The organism is Pseudomonas nicosulfuronedens (assembly GCF_005877905.1).
Taxonomy (GTDB): domain Bacteria; phylum Pseudomonadota; class Gammaproteobacteria; order Pseudomonadales; family Pseudomonadaceae; genus Pseudomonas; species Pseudomonas nicosulfuronedens.
Genome location: NZ_SWDV01000041.1, coordinates 56,175 through 70,806, shown reverse-complemented (window position 1 = coordinate 70,806; position 14,632 = coordinate 56,175). Strand labels below are relative to the sequence as shown.

Sequence of the window (14,632 nt, the reverse complement as noted above, 5' to 3'; positions counted from 1 at the left end):
AGTCTGGGATGGGGTCAGTCCCCCGCAATGTGGGGCGAAAGTCGTCGGAGCGAATCCAGGATCCATAAACGTAGATTTGGACTGCTAGGAAGACGCTACCTAGGGTTCCCCAGAATACTAGGGCCCAGGATCGGGTTGTCGAAAGCGCACTAACGTTGGCCGTCATTGTTATTGTTCCTGTTGTGCTTCTTTGCATAAAAAAGAGGCAACCGATACGGTCGCCTCTTCAGGATCACTTAACGTATTTGCGGAATTCCGGTTTACGCTTTTCGCGGAAGGCATTGCCGCCTTCTTTGGATTCCTCTGTGTCGTAATACATCGCCAGGGCTTGCATGGCGAAAGCTCCGATACCGCGGATGTTCTCGTTGTCCATGTTGAAGGAACGCTTGGCAAGGGCGATGGCGGTCGGGCTCATCTGCAGGATCTCATCGCACCACTTCTTAACTTCGGCATCGAGTTGATCTGCCGGAACGACGGCGTTGACCAGGCCCCAGTCAAGAGCCTGCTGTGCGCTGTAGCGGCGGCAGAGATACCAAATTTCACGCGCGCGCTTGTCGCCTGCGAGTCGCGCGAGCAGAGCAGTGCCGAAACCAGGGTCAACCGAGCCCACTTTCGGACCTACCTGACCGAGTTGGGCGGTCTCGGAGGCAATGGCGAGGTCACACAGGGTGACGAGTACGTTGCCGCCGCCGATCGCGTAGCCGTTCACGCGTGCGATCACTGGCTTGGGAATATCGCGGATGATGCTCTGCAGTTCTTCGATAGGCAGGCCAACAACACCGCGACCCTTGTGGCGGCCACCAGACTGGTCGCTGCCGGTGCAGAAAGCTTTATCACCGGTACCAGTGAGGACTACGACGCCTACATCTTTGTTGTAGCCAGCCAGGCTGAAAGCCTGGATCAGCTCCTCACAGGTATTCGAAGTGAAAGCGTTGTACACCTGAGGGCGGTTGATGGTGATGGTGGCGACACCGTTGTCTTCGGTGTAGATGATGTCTTTGAATTCCATGTTTAACTCCTGATGAAGATTCTTGGGTCAGCCAGCCATGGTCAGGCCGCCAGAAACGCTGATTACTTGCCCGGTGATAAAGGCGGCATCGTCACTGGAGAGGAACAGCACCATTCCGGCAATGTCATCGGGCTGTCCCATACGGCCGAACGGAACAGCCTTCACCAGGCCGGCTTTGATCTTCTCGCCCTTTTCACCCTGAGCGAGGTTGTCCAGCAGCGGAGTGGCGGTAGGACCAGGGCAGACGACGTTCACCGGGATCTGCTGGCGGGACATTTCGCGAGCCATGGTTTTGGTGAAGGCGATCAGACCGCCCTTGCAGAACGAGTAAACGGCTTCCATCGAAGAGCCAACGCGTCCTGCATCCGAGGAAATATTCACCACGCGGCCACGGCCGCGTTCGCTCATTCGGCGCAGAACAGCGTGGTGCATGTTCAGGGGGCCATAGAGGTTGATAGCGACGACCTTGTCCCAGAACGGCTTTTCGGTCTGCAGGAAAAAGGCGCCCGTATCCCAGCCGGCGTTGTTGACCAGGACTTCAATCGGGCCCAACTCACCTTCCACGCGCTCTACGGCTGCATGCACACCAGCGTGATCCGTAATATCAACGCTGTAGCCACGAGCACGGCCGCCAGCGGACTCAATCTCACCTACAAGTCGGTTGGCAGCATCAGCATTCAGGTCGAAAACCGCGACCACGGAGCCTTCTTCGGCGAATCTCTTGCAGATAGCACTACCAATGCCGCCTGCGCCGCCGGTCACCACTACGACCTTATCTTTCAATCCTTTCATGCTAAGTACCCTTAAGGAGTCGCTAAGAACGCGGCTGAGCCGCAGATTCGATGGCCAGACTATCGACTGATGGAGATGGGGACGGCGGCGCGGGCTTCTGCGTGCTTGCAGCCCGGGGGGCACTAAGTCGGTCAATCTGCTCTGTGCTGTAGCCAATCTCGGCCAGAACTTCCTGGCTGTGTTCGCCAAGGTTCGGGGGGAGGTAGCGGACGTTCCCCGGAGAGGCTGAGAACTGCACTGGGATGGAGGTCATCACCAAGCTACCCTCTGTCGGGTGCTCTACCTTTTGGAAGAAACCGGTCTCCCTTAGGTAGTCGTCGTTCATCAGCTCATTGAGCTCGCGGACTTGACCATGAGGTACATCAGCTTCCGCAAAGGCCTTTTCCCAGTAGGCTGAAGTACGTTTGCAGATGGCATCACCGAGAATGCTGTACAGCTCGTTGATGTTGCGCATACGTTCAGTCATTCGGCAGAAGCGCGAGTCTTCTAGAAGCTCTGGCCGTCCGATGGCAGTGAGTACTCGGCGCCATTGCTCATCATTGACCGCCAGCAGACAGATGTAGCCATCGAGCGTGGCGTATGGCCGACGATGTGGAGAGAACATCCTCGTGTAGCCGAGGCCGCTTGATTCTCCGAGGGCTCCTTCCCACATATGCTCAAAGAGGTTGAACTGAAGCATCGTCTCCAGCATAGGAACGAGTACCTGCTGACCCTCGCCAGTGCGCTCACGGTGCAGCAGAGCCATGCTGATCGATGAAGCCAGTACATACCCGCAGAACTTGTCCACGATTACAGTGGGGAAGTAGCGAGGGCGTCCGTCCAGATCCCGGTTGATTGCAGCGAGACCGCTCTCCCCCTGAATCACATCGTCGAATGCCGGCATGTCTTTGTAAGGGCCGTCACCTCGGTAACCAGGTGCGAATGCGTAGATGATCCGCGGATTACGAGCACGAATTTTTTCGTAGCAGATGCCCAATCGAGCGGCTGCGCTGGGGCGCATACTGTGGACGATCACGTCCGCAGTCTCGACCAGCTTCATTAGCGCCTCCATGCACTCTTCCTTTTTCAGGTCGAGTACCACGCTGCGCTTGTTGCGGTTCATGATCAGATAGAAGACCGACATCCCGGCATTACGGCCTGGGCCGTTCTGACGGTTCTGGTCTCCAGTGGGTGGTTCGACCTTGATTACATCGGCCCCCATATCGCCAAGAATTTGAGTGGCGACTGGGCCAAGCACGTTGATAGTCAGGTCGATAACACGCAGCCCTGTGAGCGGGCCGGTGGCTTTCTCCATTGCCCGTTGCACCATGATCAGTCAGCCCTGTAGTCCTTGCCCTTGACCAGGCGCAGGGGGGTGTACTCCTGCACCAACGTGCCGTCCTGCTTGTAGATGCGGTTGCGCGTGCGCACCAGGCCGAGGCCGGGGCGGTTCTTGCTCTCGCGGCACTCGATGACCTCGCATTCCACGTGGATGGTGTCACCGACGAAGACCGGCCCCTTGATGTCCAACTCCATGTTCAGGAAGGCGAAGCCGACCCCCTGCATGGTGGCCTGAGTCAGCAGACCTTCGGCGAAAGTGAAGACCAGTGCGCCAGGGGCGACCCGCCCCTTGATTGCCGATTGCTCCTTGAGGAACTCGACGTTGGTGAAGAGCACCTCGAGCATGCCGGTCACCGAGACGAAATTGACCACGTCCGTTTCGGTCACGGTACGGCCGACAGTCTTGAAACGACGGCCCACGGGGAGGTCTTCCCAGTGAATGCCCAGGCCTACGGTTTCGATCTGCTCCATTTCTTTTCCCTATCTTTATTGTTGAATGCGGGGCGTGTGGTGCTACGCAAGGCCCTTAGCGGGGCTTCGCCTCGCCGCGGCTGGCGCGGCCGAGAACACTGTCGGCGACGATGTTGCGCTGGATCTGGTTGGTGCCTTCGATGATCTGGACCACCTTGGCGTCGCGGAAATAACGATTGATCGGGTACTCATTGGAGATGCCGGCGGCGCCGAACAGCTGCACTGCGTCGGTGGCGACCTTCATGGCCACGTCGGAGGCGAACATCTTCGACATCGCAGCCATGGGGGCGAGGGCGCGCCCGGTGACACCGGCGTCGACCATGGAGGCGGTGCGGTATACCAGCTGACGGGCTGCTTCGGTTTGAGTGACCATGTCGGCAATCATCCAGCGCACGCCCTGGAAGTCGCTGACCTTCTGCTTGAAGGCGACGCGGTTCTGGATGTAGTCAACTGAGTGATCGATGGCGCCCTGGGCCAGGCCCACTGCGCGCGCGGCGATCAGTGGACGGCTGGTGTTCAGCGCCTCCATGGCTACTTTGAAACCCTCGCCGCCTTCCGGGCCAACGCGGTTGGCTACGGGCACGAAGGCGTCGTCGAAGAACAGCGGGCAAGCGGGCACGCCGCGCGCGCCCATCTTGCTTTCGTGGGCACCGATGGTCAGACCTGGGGTCTGCCGGTCGACGATGAACAGGTTGATACCCAGGGGCGCGCCGCCTTCGTCCACGGTTTTCGCGGCGACCAGGATGAAGTCAGCGATGTGTGAATTGGTGCACCAGATCTTCGCGCCGTTCAGGCGATAGCCGCCTTCCACGCGACGGGCGCTGGTCTTGATGCCGGAGACGTCCGAGCCGCTCTGCGGTTCGGTGAGCGAAAGGGCGCCACGGATGTCGCCACTGGCTAGGCCGGGCAGCAGGCGCTGTTTCTGTTCCTCGGTGCCGCCGGCCAGGATGGCGCCGAACGGTGTCCACTGCACGACCAGCAGGTATCCGGTGTTATAGCAGACGCGCCCTAGCTCTTCGACCGCGATACAGGCGGACAGCAGGCTGTTGGTGCCGCCGTACTCGGTCGGGAAGGGCAGGGCGAAGAGGCCCAGCTCCTTAAGCAGGGCGAACATGTCATGCGGGTATTCCGCACTGCGATCGATCTCGTCCGCCCGCGGGGCCACCTTTTCGCGCGCCACCCGGCGGATCAGATCCTGGATTTCGCGCTGCTCGTCGGTCAATTCGTAGTTCACGGTATCGCTGGCTCCGTCATGGGCTTGCTGCCGCGCGGCGGGCAATGCCATGGGTTGTATAATTCTGAACGCTGTTCGTAAAAGTAAACGACGTTCATAAAAGGTGTCAAGCGACGAAGCTAGCGGTTGAAGTGCCTGGATGCCGCGAAATCCGTGGATGTTTTGTGTTTCTAGGGGTGCCGGTCATCCATGGCGCTTATAGATAGGTAGAAAAGTGACAAAAGCATCGCCGGAGTTATGGAAACGCCGTTTGGAATGATGCATAAAGGATGGGTGGTATATCCGGTTGGCGGCTTGACGCGATCTCTGAACGACGTTTACTATTCGGAACGTTGTTCATAAAGATGATCTGCAACGGCCTCTCAAAGGAGGGCTCATGCACAGCCTGCAACCGGAATCCGATTACCAGCGCTTCCTTTGCCAAGGGCGCTTCATGATCCAGCGCAGCCGCCAGAGTGGCGGCCATGTCTTCTATCCGCGCGTCGCGGAGCCTGGCACGGGCAACACCGACCTGGAATGGGTTGAGGCCAGTGGTCGTGGCGTCGTCTATTCCACGACCGTTGTGCGCCAGCGCCCACCAACCCCGAACTACAACGTCGCCCTGATCGACCTCGAAGAAGGCGTGCGCCTGATGAGCCGTGTCGAGGGTGTGGCCCCTGAGCAGGTGCGCATTGGCATGCCGGTGAAGGCGAAGATCTTGCGTGATGACCCCGCAGCGGCGGTTCTCGTGTTCGAGCCGGCCTGACCTGGCGCTTGCCATCGAACGCTTCTTCAACCTGCACAGACAAGAACAAGGCAGGAGACGATATGTATCAGAGCTTGCGTGGGCAGACCGCCATCGTGTCCGGCGCCACTTACGGAATGGGCGAGGCTCCCGGGCTGTCGTCCATGGATCTGGCGGCAGCCGCCAGCGTGCGCGCCCTGGCCCAGGTCGGGCTGAAGCCCAGCGATGTCGATGGGCTGTTCGTCAGTGTCCCCGATGACATGCTCTCGGGGCTGACGTTCTCCGAATACCTGGGCATCCATCCGCGCTTCACCGACAACAACCGTACCGGCGGGTCGGCTTTCCAGATATACGCCCACACTGCCGCGATGGCGCTGGCCAGCGGCCAGATTGACGTTGCCCTGATCGCATATGGCAGCAACCAGAAGAGCGCATCCGGCAAGCTGGTGCAGTCCTCGCGCCCGTCGCCGTGGGAGACGCCTTATCGGCCGATAAACCCGGTGTCGTCCTATGCTCTGGCAGCGGCCCGGCACATGCATCAATACGGCACCACGCGCGAGCACCTCGCCGAAGTCGCGGTCGCCGCGCGCAAGTGGGCGCAGCTCAACCCCGATGCCTATATGCGCGACGACCTCAGCATCGAAGATGTGCTGGGCGCGCGTATGGTGTCCGACCCGCTGACCGTGCGTGACTGCTGCTTGGTCACCGACGGCGCCGCCGCAGTGGTCATGGTTCGTGCTGACCGGGCGCGCGACTTGGTGGCCAACCCGGCGTACCTGCTGGGTGCGGGCTCCGCCACCACGCACCGCGAAATTGCCTCCATGGCCGACCTGACGGTGACTGCAGCACAGGACTCTTCGCGTCGGGCCTATGAAATGGCCGGCGTGAGCGCCGCCGACATCGATGTCGTCATGCTCTACGACGCCTTCACCATCAACACCATCCTGTTCCTCGAAGACCTCGGCTTCTGTCCGAAGGGTGAGGGCGGGCGCTTTGTCGCCGACGGTGGTATCGCGCCCGGCGGGCGGTTGGCGGTGAATACCAATGGTGGTGGCCTGTCCTGCGTCCACCCGGGGATGTACGGCCTGTTCACCATGGTCGAGGCCACTCAGCAGCTGATGGGCCAATGCGGCGCCCGCCAGGTGGACGGCGCCAGGCTGGCCGTCGCCCATGGCAACGGTGGCGTGCTGTCCAGCCAAGCGACGCTGATTCTCGGCACGGAGGACACCCTGTGAGCCAGGCCATCGAAACCTCGGAGCAGTTGGTGCGCGTCGAACGCGACGGCGAGGTGGCGATCGTCACGCTCAGCTACCCGCAACGGCGCAATGCCTTCTCGTTGAAGATGCGTGAGTCGCTGTACGAAGTGTTGTATCGGCTGATGCATCAGGACAGTGCTTGCCGGGCGATCGTGCTCACCGGCGCTAATCAGGTGTTCTGCGCTGGTGGCGACATCTCGGAAATGAAAGAGCGCACCGTTCTGGAATACCGCGAGCGCAATCTACTTCCGCTGAACATCTTCCGATTGCTGGTAGAGGGCCCCAAGGCTGTCGTTGCTGCCGTCGAAGGCTTCGCCATGGGCGCGGGCGTGTCCCTCGCCGCTGCCAGCGATTATGTGGTTACTGCCAGCGATACCCGCTATGCCTGCGCCTTCGTCAAGGTCGGACTGATGCCCGATACCGGTCTGTTCTGGTCGTTGGCTCAGCGCGTCGGCGGCGGCAAGGCCCGCCAGCTGATGCTCGGCGCCGATGAGTTCAATGGCCGCGAGGCCCTGGATATGGGGTTCGCCAACCAACTGACAGCACCTGGCGAGACCCTGTCGGCTGCGCTGGAAGTTGCGCGCCAGTACGCGAGCATGCCGCCGCTGGCGGTGGCTCACCTGAAGTCGGCGTTGGCCGGGGGGATCGCCTCGCTGGACGAGGCGATCGAGACCGAAGTCAACCTACAGCCGATCCTGCGTCGCAGCCAGGACCACCAGGAGGCCGCCAAGGCCTTTATGGAAAAACGTCCGGCCGTGTTTGTCGGCAACTGATAAGGAGTGCGACATGTCCGAACATAGCGACGAGCGCATACAGGTCAGCCGCGATGGCGAAATTGCCATCGTCACCATCAACAATCCGCAGCGGCGCAATGCCATGGGCCGGCAGATGCGCCTGGCCCTGCGCGACACCATGCACCGCCTGTTGGTCGCCGACCCCGAGTCAAAGGCCATCGTGCTCACCGGCGCAGGCGGGCAATTCAGCGCTGGCGCCGACATTTCCGAGATGACCAAGCGCACGGTGCTGCAGAGCCGCGAGATTCTCGCCGAGTCCTGTGAAGTGGTGCGCGACATGCTCGGTGGCCCCAAGCCGGTGGTCAGCGCGGTCGAAGGTGTGGCCTTCGGCGCCGGGCTGTCGCTGGCGGTCGCCACCGACTACCTGGTGGCGGCATCCGACGCGCGCTTCTGCGCGGCCTTCATGCGCATCGGGCTGATTCCCGATACCGGCATCCTCTGGACCCTGCCGAAGAAGATCGGCCCGGGCAAGGCCCGTGAGCTCCTCTCGCTGGCGCGAGAAATCGACGCGGCCGAGGCCCTGCGCATCGGCCTGGCCAACCGCGTGGTCGAGCCGGGGCAGGCGCTGCCGGCGGCCATCGAATACGCCCGCGCCTTGGCGCAACAACCGCCGCTGGGCATGGCCCTGCTGAAGTCCGCGCTGACCTTCGGTGCCGACCACATGGAAGCCTCGCTGCGCGCGGAAATCGACTACCAGCCGCTTCTGCGCCAGTCGAAGGATCACCTGGAAGCGGCCAACGCCTTCATCGAGAAGCGCGCGCCGGTCTTCACCGGCCAATAAGGGACCCGAGATGAGCGAACACACCGACATCGTCCAGGTCGAGCACCGCGACCAGGTGGCCATCGTCACCATGAACTACCCCGAACGGCGCAACGCGTTCTCGCTGAAGATGCGCCTCGCGCTGCTCGAGGTCTTCCACCAGCTGCTCCACGAGGACACGCAAAGCCGCGCCATCGTCCTCACCGGGGCCGGCGAGCATTTCTGCGCCGGCGGCGATCTCTCTGAAATGACCCAGGTCTCGCCTTCACTGCTGGATATGCGCGAGCGCATCAGCATCGGCGTGCGTCTATTCCGGATGCTCTTCACCGGCGACAAGCCGATTGTCGCAGCGGTTGAGGGCAGTTGCATGGGGGCTGGTGTTTCTCTGGCCGCAGCCTGCGATCTGGCGATCGGCAGCACGGCGGCGAAGCTGTCCTGCGCATTTGTCAAGGTCGGTTTGCTGCCCGACACCGGCGTGCTCTGGACCCTGCCGCAGAAGGTGGGGGCCGGCAAGGCCCGCGAACTGATGCTCAGTGGCGCCTCCTTCGACGGTGCCGAGGCCGGGCGCATCGGCCTGTTCAACCAGGTAGTCGCTCCCGGCCAGGCCCTGGAGGCTGCCATCGCCCAGGCTGCGCGGCTGGCCCAGCTGCCACCGGTGACCCTGGCGTTGCTCAAGGCCTCGCTGGTGCAGGGCGGCAACAGCATAGAAGCGGCCTGGCGGCGCGAGGTCGACCTCAACCCGCTGACCCGCCAGACACAGGACCACCAGGAAGCCGTGACGGCCTTCCTGGAAAAACGCAAACCGACATTCAGCGGGAATTGAAGCCATGTTCGAACGCACGCTTCTGGCGGGGAAAAAGATTCTGATCACTGGTGGCGGCACCGGTCTGGGCAAGAGCATCGGCAAGCGCTACCTGGAACTGGGCGCCGAGCTGGTGATTGCCGGTCGTCGCAAGGAGGTCCTGGACGCCACAGCCGCAGAATTCCGCGAGGCAATTCCGGGGGCGCGGGTTGCCACCGTGCAGGCCGATGTGCGCAACGCCGAGTCGGTCGAGGCGATGATGGAGGAAATCTGGAGCAGCGGTCCGCTCGATGTGCTGCTGTGCAATGCTGCCGCCAACTTCATCGCGCGCACCGAAACGCTGTCGCCTCGGGCGGTGGACGCGGTGCTGGATATCGTCCTGCACGGCAGCTTCTACTGCACCATCGCTGCCGGTAAACGCTGGATAGCCGAGGGGCGGCCGGGCAACGTCATCAGCACCGTCTCCACGCCGACCATGACTGGCTCGGCGTTCACTGCGCCGAGCGCGGCGGCCAAGGCCGGGGTACTGGCGATGACCCGCAGCCTGGCGGTGGAGTGGGGCCCCAAGGGCATTCGCCTGAACTGTGTGGCTCCGGGCCTGTTCCCCACACCTGGGGCCTGGGAACAGCTGTACCCGCCGGGCTCGCAGGTCGAGCCGCAAGACAAGGGCGTTCCGCTGCGGCGCTTCGGCGACCACCAGGAGCTGGCCAACCTTTACAGCTACCTGGCCAGCGACGGTTCCGGCTACATCACCGGCGAGATGGTGGTGATCGACGGCGGCCGCTGGATGCAGGGCGTAGGCGGGCCGTCGTTCCGCGCGATGCAGGACTGGACGGAAGAACAATGGCAGGAGCTTCGTCGTGGCTAATCCGCTCGAGTTGCGCATCGACGTCAGCGCCGCGCTGCCCTATCAGTCGCCCCAGTGGATCGCGTTGAGCGTGTACTTGCCGCCGGCAGAGGTGCTTGGCGCGCAACCGGTCGCGATTTTCGCTTCGCCCGGTGGTGGCTACACGCGGCACTACTACGACATGGACTTTTCCGGCCACGTGGATTACAGCCAAGCGCTCGCACATGTGCGCAACGGCTTCATTTTCGTCAGCTACGACCACCTGGGCGTGGGCGACAGCAGCGGTGACCACCTGCGCGAATACACCGTGCAGCAGCTGGCCACTGCCAACGACGCTGCGGTCCGCGAAGTGCTTGGCAAGCTGCGCGAGGGCCGCCTGCTCGCCGATTATCCGGCGCTCCCGGGATTGAAGGCGGTCGGCCTTGGACAGTCGATGGGCGGCAACGTCACCATCGCCATGCAGGGCCGCCATGCCACCTTCGACGGCATTGCTCCGCTGGGCTATAGCGCGCTGCATACCGTACTGCCGCAGCGCGACGAAAGCGACCGCCAGCTCGGCATCCAGGGGCACCTTGTGCAGGGCGGCAAGCCGCTGGAGGAAATCAGCGTCGAGGCCAGCAGCCAGACGGTGGTCGATTTCGTCTATCCGTTCCACTGGGAAGACGTGCCGCCGGACATTCTTGAGGCAGACATGGGCGGCGGCTATCCGATACGGCAGACCGCACCGCGCTTCGGCAGCTTCACTGTGCCGCCGTGCGCCGTAACCATGATGACGCCGGGCATCGTCAAGGAGGAGGCCGCCGCGATAACGGTACCGGTACTGGTCGCCATGGGTGAGCGCGACGTCTGCCCCGAGCCGCATGCGGAGCCGACGGCCTACCTAGCCTCGCCGGACGTCAGCCTGTTCATCGTGCCGCGCATGGCGCACATGCACAACTTCGCCGGGACTCGCCGCCTGCTCTGGGATCGCATCGAGTCCTGGGCGCGCCGGGTGTGTGCAGCGTAATGCGCTGCCGCCTGACCGTGCCAGCGGCACCGGGACCCGGCTCCAGAATCACGCGGCGCGGGCAAGAAGATCAATGGCAGGCCGTATCCGGCCTGGGGAGAGTCTGAATGGCAGGTCCGCTTTCCGGGATCAAGGTCGTCGAGCTGGCAGGAATCGGGCCCGGGCCGATGTGCGCCATGTTGCTGGCTGATCTAGGTGCGACGGTGATCCGGGTCGACCGCAAGGAACCGGTCAAGCTGGGTATCGAACGCCCGTTGCAATACAACACCCTGTTGCGCAATCGCTACGCGATCGCCGTCGACCTGAAGGATCCGGCGGGCGTCGAGACCGTGCTGCAGCTGGTCGAGCAGGCTGACGCTCTGATCGAAGGTTTCCGCCCTGGCGTCACCGAGCGCCTGGGCTTGGGGCCTGACGATTGCCTGGCGCGCAATCCGCGCCTGGTCTATGGCCGGATGACCGGCTGGGGCCAGGACGGACCGCTGGCGAAATACGCCGGGCATGACCTGAACTACCTCGCGCTCACCGGCATCCTCGATGCCATCGGGCGCGAAGGGCAGCCGCCGAGCATTCCGCTGAACCTGCTGGGAGACTACGCCGGCGGCTCGCTGTATCTGGCCCTGGGGCTGATGGCGGGGATTCTGGAGGCACAACGCTCCGGCCTGGGGCAGGTGGTCGACGCGGCTATCGTCGATGGTGCCGCGCATCTGGCCACCACCTTCTTCGGCATGATCGCCGCGGGGATCTGGAAGGAAGGGCGGGGGACCAACATTACTGATAGTGGTTCGCCGTTCTACGACTGCTACCAGTGCAGCGACGGCAAGTACCTGAGCATCGGCCCCATCGAGAGCAAGTTCTACGCGGAATTGCTCCGCCTGCTGGACCTGGACCCGGCAACCCTCGGCGCACAGATGGACCGCACGGCTTGGGCTGCCGCCAAACAGACGATCGCTGAGCGCTTCCGCAGCCGCACCCGAGACGAGTGGGCGGCGCTGCTGGAGTCCAGCGACGCCTGTGCCGCCGGTGTGCTGAGTTTCGTAGAGGCGCCGGAGCACCCGCACTTGCGCGCCCGCGGCACGTTCATCGAAGTCGACGGCGTGACTCAGCCGGCGCCCGCGCCGCGCTTTTCGCGCAGCGTTCCACACACGCCGTTTGCGCCGCAACCGATCACCACCGAGAACACTGATGCTGCCTTAGCTGCCTGGTTCGATCCGCAACGGATCGCGGAGCTGCGCGGCAACGGCATCATCGACTGAGGACCCCTTATGGAACTGCGATTCACCCCTGAAGAGCTGGCTTTTCGCGATGAGGTCCGCGCCTTCCTGAAGAGCGCCGTGCCGGCGTCGATCCAGCGCAAGGTCGAGTTCGGACAGCGCTTGTCCAAGGACGAAATGGTGAGCTGGGTGAAAATCCTGCACGCCAAGGGCTGGTCTTGCCCGGCCTGGGCGCCGGAGTGGGGCGGTCAGGCCTGGAGCGCCACGCAGCACTACATCTTCAAGGAAGAGCTGCACATGGCACCTGCGCCTGAACCGATCTCTTTCAACATGAACATGATCGGCCCGGTGCTGATCGCCTTCGGCACCCAGGCGCAGAAAGAGCACTTCCTGCCACGCGTGGCGAAGATGGACTACTGGTTCTGCCAGGGCTTCTCGGAGCCGGGCTCGGGGTCGGACCTGGCCTCGCTGCGCACCAGCGCCGTTCGCGATGGTGATCACTACGTGCTTAACGGTCAGAAGCTCTGGACCTCCACCGCGCACCATGCCGACTGGTGCTTCGTGCTGGTGCGCACAGACGCCACGGCCAAGAAGCAGCAGGGCATCAGTTTCCTGCTCATGGACATGAAGACTCCGGGCATCTCGATACGCCCGATCGTCACCCTCGACGGCCACCACGAAACAAACGAGATGTTCCTCGACAACGTGCGCGTGCCAGTGGCCAACCTGGTCGGTGAGGAAAACCGCGGTTGGGATGTCGCCAAGTTCCTGCTCGGCAGCGAGCGCGGCGGCATCGCCCGTGTCGGCCTGTCGAAGTTCCGCGTGCGCCGTGCCAAGCAGTTGGCCGCGCAGGTGCCCGCCGGTGATGGCGTGTTGGCCGACGAGTCGCGCTTCCGCGAGCGCGTCGCCGCGCTGGAGGTGGAGCTCAAGGCGCTGGAGATGACCCAGATGCGCGTCATCGCCGATAGCGAGAAGTTCGGCCATGCGCCCGATCCGCGCAGTTCGATCCTGAAGATGAAGGGCTCGGAACTGCAGCAGGCCGCTACCGAGTTGCTGATGGAAGTGGCCGGCTACAACGCTCTGGAATACGACCACGAGTTCGTCGTTGGCGACCGCGAGGTGGAGGGTAACGACGATTGGGCACGCACCATCGCGCCCAACTACTACTGGGTGCGCCACGTGTCCATCGTTGGTGGCTCCAACGAAATCCAGCACAACATCCTGGCCAAATCCCTGCTCGGACTCTAAGCATGAATTTCGATCTGAACGAAGAACAACGCATGCTCAAGGATGCGGTCGAGCGCCTGGTTGCCGACCGCTATGGCTTCGAGCAGCGCAACCGCTACATGGGCGAGGCAGACGGCTGGAGCCGTGCGCTCTGGGCCAGCTATGCCGAACTCGGCCTGCTCGGGCTGCCTTTCGCCGAGGCCGATGGCGGCTTTGCCGGCGGTCCGGCGGAAACTCTGATCGTCATGGAGGCGGCGGGCCGTGGCCTACTGCTCGAACCCTATCTGGCGACGGTAGTGCTCGCAGGTGGCCTGCTTGCCAACGCCGCGAGCCCGGCGCAGCGCGCCGATATCCTGCCGGCGCTGATCGCCGGCGAGCGCCTGCTCGCCTTCGCCCACAGCGAGTCCCAGGCGCGTTACGACCTGGCCGATGTTGCCAGTAGCGCCCGCCGTGAAGGCAATGACTGGGTGCTCGATGGTAGCAAGCGCTACGTGTTGCATGGCGATTGCGCGGATCAAATCATCGTTTCCGCCCGCGTCTCTGGCGCGCGCCGCGATGCCGACGGCCTGGCTCTCTTCCTCGTCGATGCCAACGCCCCTGGCGTGAAGCGTCGCGGCTATCAGACGCAGGACCGACTGCGCGCCGCGGATATCACCCTGAAGGACGTGCGCGTACCTGAGGCGGCGCTGCTCGGCGTTGTAGGGCAAGCACTCCCGCTGATCGAGAAGGCGGTCGATGGCGCTCTAGCGGCGCTGTGCGCCGAGGCTGTCGGCGCCATGCAGCAAGCCTTCGACATGACCGTCGAATACCTGAAGGTGCGCAAGCAATTCGGCGTGCTCATCGGCTCATTCCAGGCTCTGCAACACCAGGCGGTCGACATGCTGGTGATGATCGAGCAGGCCCGCAGCATGGCGCTCTACGCCAGCATGATGGTCGGCGAGGACGACGCCCTGGAGCGCCGCCGCGCCATCGCCGCGGCCAAGGTGCAGATCAGCCGTTCGGCGCGTTTTGTCGCCCAGCAGGCGGTGCAACTGCACGGCGGCATCGGCGTGACCGAAGAATGCCAGGTCGGCCACTACATGCGCCGCTTGTCGATGATCGAAATCCTTTTCGGCGATGCCGACCACCACCTGGCGCAACTGGCCCGCGATGGCGGCCTGATTGCCGCCGACGCCTGAC

At 63.1% G+C, this 14,632-nt stretch carries 15 protein-coding genes; 10 read left to right on the top strand and 5 right to left on the bottom strand.

The window, feature by feature from the left end; translation table 11 throughout:
- Positions 1-232 precede the first annotated feature (232 nt).
- From FAS41_RS25625 to FAS41_RS25605, 5 genes are read right to left on the bottom strand one after another with little or no spacing between them, the layout of a single operon-like run.
- Positions 233-1,009: an enoyl-CoA hydratase-related protein gene (locus FAS41_RS25625; protein WP_138526163.1), complete on the bottom strand. Its 777-nt coding sequence runs from the start codon at positions 1,007-1,009 to the stop codon at positions 233-235.
- A gap of 27 nt (positions 1,010-1,036) precedes the next feature.
- A complete protein-coding gene (locus FAS41_RS25620) occupies positions 1,037-1,801 on the bottom strand; it encodes a glucose 1-dehydrogenase (protein ID WP_138526162.1) in 765 nt (254 codons plus the stop codon).
- A gap of 22 nt (positions 1,802-1,823) precedes the next feature.
- A complete protein-coding gene (locus FAS41_RS25615) occupies positions 1,824-3,095 on the bottom strand; it encodes a CaiB/BaiF CoA transferase family protein (RefSeq protein WP_218939131.1) in 1,272 nt (423 codons plus the stop codon).
- A gap of 17 nt (positions 3,096-3,112) precedes the next feature.
- Positions 3,113-3,592, bottom strand: a complete 480-nt coding sequence (locus tag FAS41_RS25610) for a MaoC family dehydratase (RefSeq protein ID WP_138526160.1) — start codon at positions 3,590-3,592, stop codon at positions 3,113-3,115.
- Positions 3,593-3,647: 55 nt separating this feature from the next.
- Complete coding sequence (locus tag FAS41_RS25605; RefSeq protein ID WP_218939130.1) at positions 3,648-4,877, bottom strand: acyl-CoA dehydrogenase family protein; 1,230 nt, start codon at positions 4,875-4,877, stop codon at positions 3,648-3,650.
- A gap of 325 nt (positions 4,878-5,202) precedes the next feature.
- Between FAS41_RS25605 and FAS41_RS25600 the strand changes: the two genes are divergently transcribed.
- From FAS41_RS25600 to FAS41_RS25555, 10 genes are all read left to right on the top strand, one after another.
- Positions 5,203-5,571 carry a Zn-ribbon domain-containing OB-fold protein gene (locus tag FAS41_RS25600; RefSeq protein WP_138526159.1) on the top strand — a complete coding sequence of 123 codons (369 nt, stop codon included), beginning with the start codon at positions 5,203-5,205 and terminating at the stop codon, positions 5,569-5,571.
- 62 nt (positions 5,572-5,633) lie between these two features.
- Positions 5,634-6,785 carry a thiolase gene (locus FAS41_RS25595; protein ID WP_138526158.1) on the top strand — a complete coding sequence of 384 codons (1,152 nt, stop codon included), beginning with the start codon at positions 5,634-5,636 and terminating at the stop codon, positions 6,783-6,785.
- Complete coding sequence (locus FAS41_RS25590) at positions 6,782-7,579, top strand: enoyl-CoA hydratase/isomerase family protein (protein ID WP_218939129.1); 798 nt, start codon at positions 6,782-6,784, stop codon at positions 7,577-7,579. The genes FAS41_RS25595 and FAS41_RS25590 overlap by 4 nt, the downstream gene beginning before the upstream one ends.
- Before the next feature lie 13 nt (positions 7,580-7,592).
- Entirely contained in the window at positions 7,593-8,381 is a 789-nt protein-coding gene (locus FAS41_RS25585; RefSeq protein WP_138526156.1) for an enoyl-CoA hydratase/isomerase family protein, read from the top strand.
- Positions 8,382-8,391: 10 nt separating this feature from the next.
- Complete coding sequence (locus FAS41_RS25580; protein WP_138526155.1) at positions 8,392-9,183, top strand: enoyl-CoA hydratase/isomerase family protein; 792 nt, start codon at positions 8,392-8,394, stop codon at positions 9,181-9,183.
- 4 nt (positions 9,184-9,187) lie between these two features.
- On the top strand, positions 9,188-10,030 hold the full coding sequence (locus FAS41_RS25575) for an SDR family oxidoreductase (protein ID WP_138526154.1): 843 nt from the start codon (positions 9,188-9,190) through the stop codon (positions 10,028-10,030).
- Positions 10,023-11,015, top strand: coding sequence for an alpha/beta hydrolase (locus tag FAS41_RS25570; protein ID WP_138526153.1), 993 nt, complete (start codon positions 10,023-10,025; stop codon positions 11,013-11,015). Before FAS41_RS25575 ends, FAS41_RS25570 begins: the two co-directional genes overlap by 8 nt.
- Before the next feature lie 107 nt (positions 11,016-11,122).
- Complete coding sequence (locus tag FAS41_RS25565; protein WP_138526152.1) at positions 11,123-12,268, top strand: CaiB/BaiF CoA transferase family protein; 1,146 nt, start codon at positions 11,123-11,125, stop codon at positions 12,266-12,268.
- A gap of 9 nt (positions 12,269-12,277) precedes the next feature.
- Positions 12,278-13,474 carry an acyl-CoA dehydrogenase family protein gene (locus tag FAS41_RS25560; RefSeq protein ID WP_138526151.1) on the top strand — a complete coding sequence of 399 codons (1,197 nt, stop codon included), beginning with the start codon at positions 12,278-12,280 and terminating at the stop codon, positions 13,472-13,474.
- Positions 13,475-13,476: 2 nt separating this feature from the next.
- Positions 13,477-14,631 carry an acyl-CoA dehydrogenase family protein gene (locus tag FAS41_RS25555; RefSeq protein ID WP_138526150.1) on the top strand — a complete coding sequence of 385 codons (1,155 nt, stop codon included), beginning with the start codon at positions 13,477-13,479 and terminating at the stop codon, positions 14,629-14,631.
- Position 14,632: the final 1 nt, after the last annotated feature.

What these genes read in the sequence shown, in the direction of transcription:
- FAS41_RS25600 (WP_138526159.1), top strand. Translation starts at nt 5,203, where the DNA reads ATGCACAGCCTGCAACCGGAATCCGATTACCAGCGCTTCCTTTGCCAA.
- FAS41_RS25625 (WP_138526163.1), bottom strand. Translation starts at nt 1,009, where the DNA reads ATGGAATTCAAAGACATCATCTACACCGAAGACAACGGTGTCGCCACC.
- FAS41_RS25595 (WP_138526158.1), top strand. Translation starts at nt 5,634, where the DNA reads ATGTATCAGAGCTTGCGTGGGCAGACCGCCATCGTGTCCGGCGCCACT.
- FAS41_RS25575 (WP_138526154.1), top strand. Translation starts at nt 9,188, where the DNA reads ATGTTCGAACGCACGCTTCTGGCGGGGAAAAAGATTCTGATCACTGGT.
- FAS41_RS25580 (WP_138526155.1), top strand. Translation starts at nt 8,392, where the DNA reads ATGAGCGAACACACCGACATCGTCCAGGTCGAGCACCGCGACCAGGTG.
- FAS41_RS25620 (WP_138526162.1), bottom strand. Translation starts at nt 1,801, where the DNA reads ATGAAAGGATTGAAAGATAAGGTCGTAGTGGTGACCGGCGGCGCAGGC.
- FAS41_RS25605 (WP_218939130.1), bottom strand. Translation starts at nt 4,877, where the DNA reads ATGGCATTGCCCGCCGCGCGGCAGCAAGCCCATGACGGAGCCAGCGAT.
- FAS41_RS25560 (WP_138526151.1), top strand. Translation starts at nt 12,278, where the DNA reads ATGGAACTGCGATTCACCCCTGAAGAGCTGGCTTTTCGCGATGAGGTC.
- FAS41_RS25615 (WP_218939131.1), bottom strand. Translation starts at nt 3,095, where the DNA reads ATGGAGAAAGCCACCGGCCCGCTCACAGGGCTGCGTGTTATCGACCTG.
- FAS41_RS25610 (WP_138526160.1), bottom strand. Translation starts at nt 3,592, where the DNA reads ATGGAGCAGATCGAAACCGTAGGCCTGGGCATTCACTGGGAAGACCTC.
- FAS41_RS25565 (WP_138526152.1), top strand. Translation starts at nt 11,123, where the DNA reads ATGGCAGGTCCGCTTTCCGGGATCAAGGTCGTCGAGCTGGCAGGAATC.
- FAS41_RS25585 (WP_138526156.1), top strand. Translation starts at nt 7,593, where the DNA reads ATGTCCGAACATAGCGACGAGCGCATACAGGTCAGCCGCGATGGCGAA.
- FAS41_RS25555 (WP_138526150.1), top strand. Translation starts at nt 13,477, where the DNA reads ATGAATTTCGATCTGAACGAAGAACAACGCATGCTCAAGGATGCGGTC.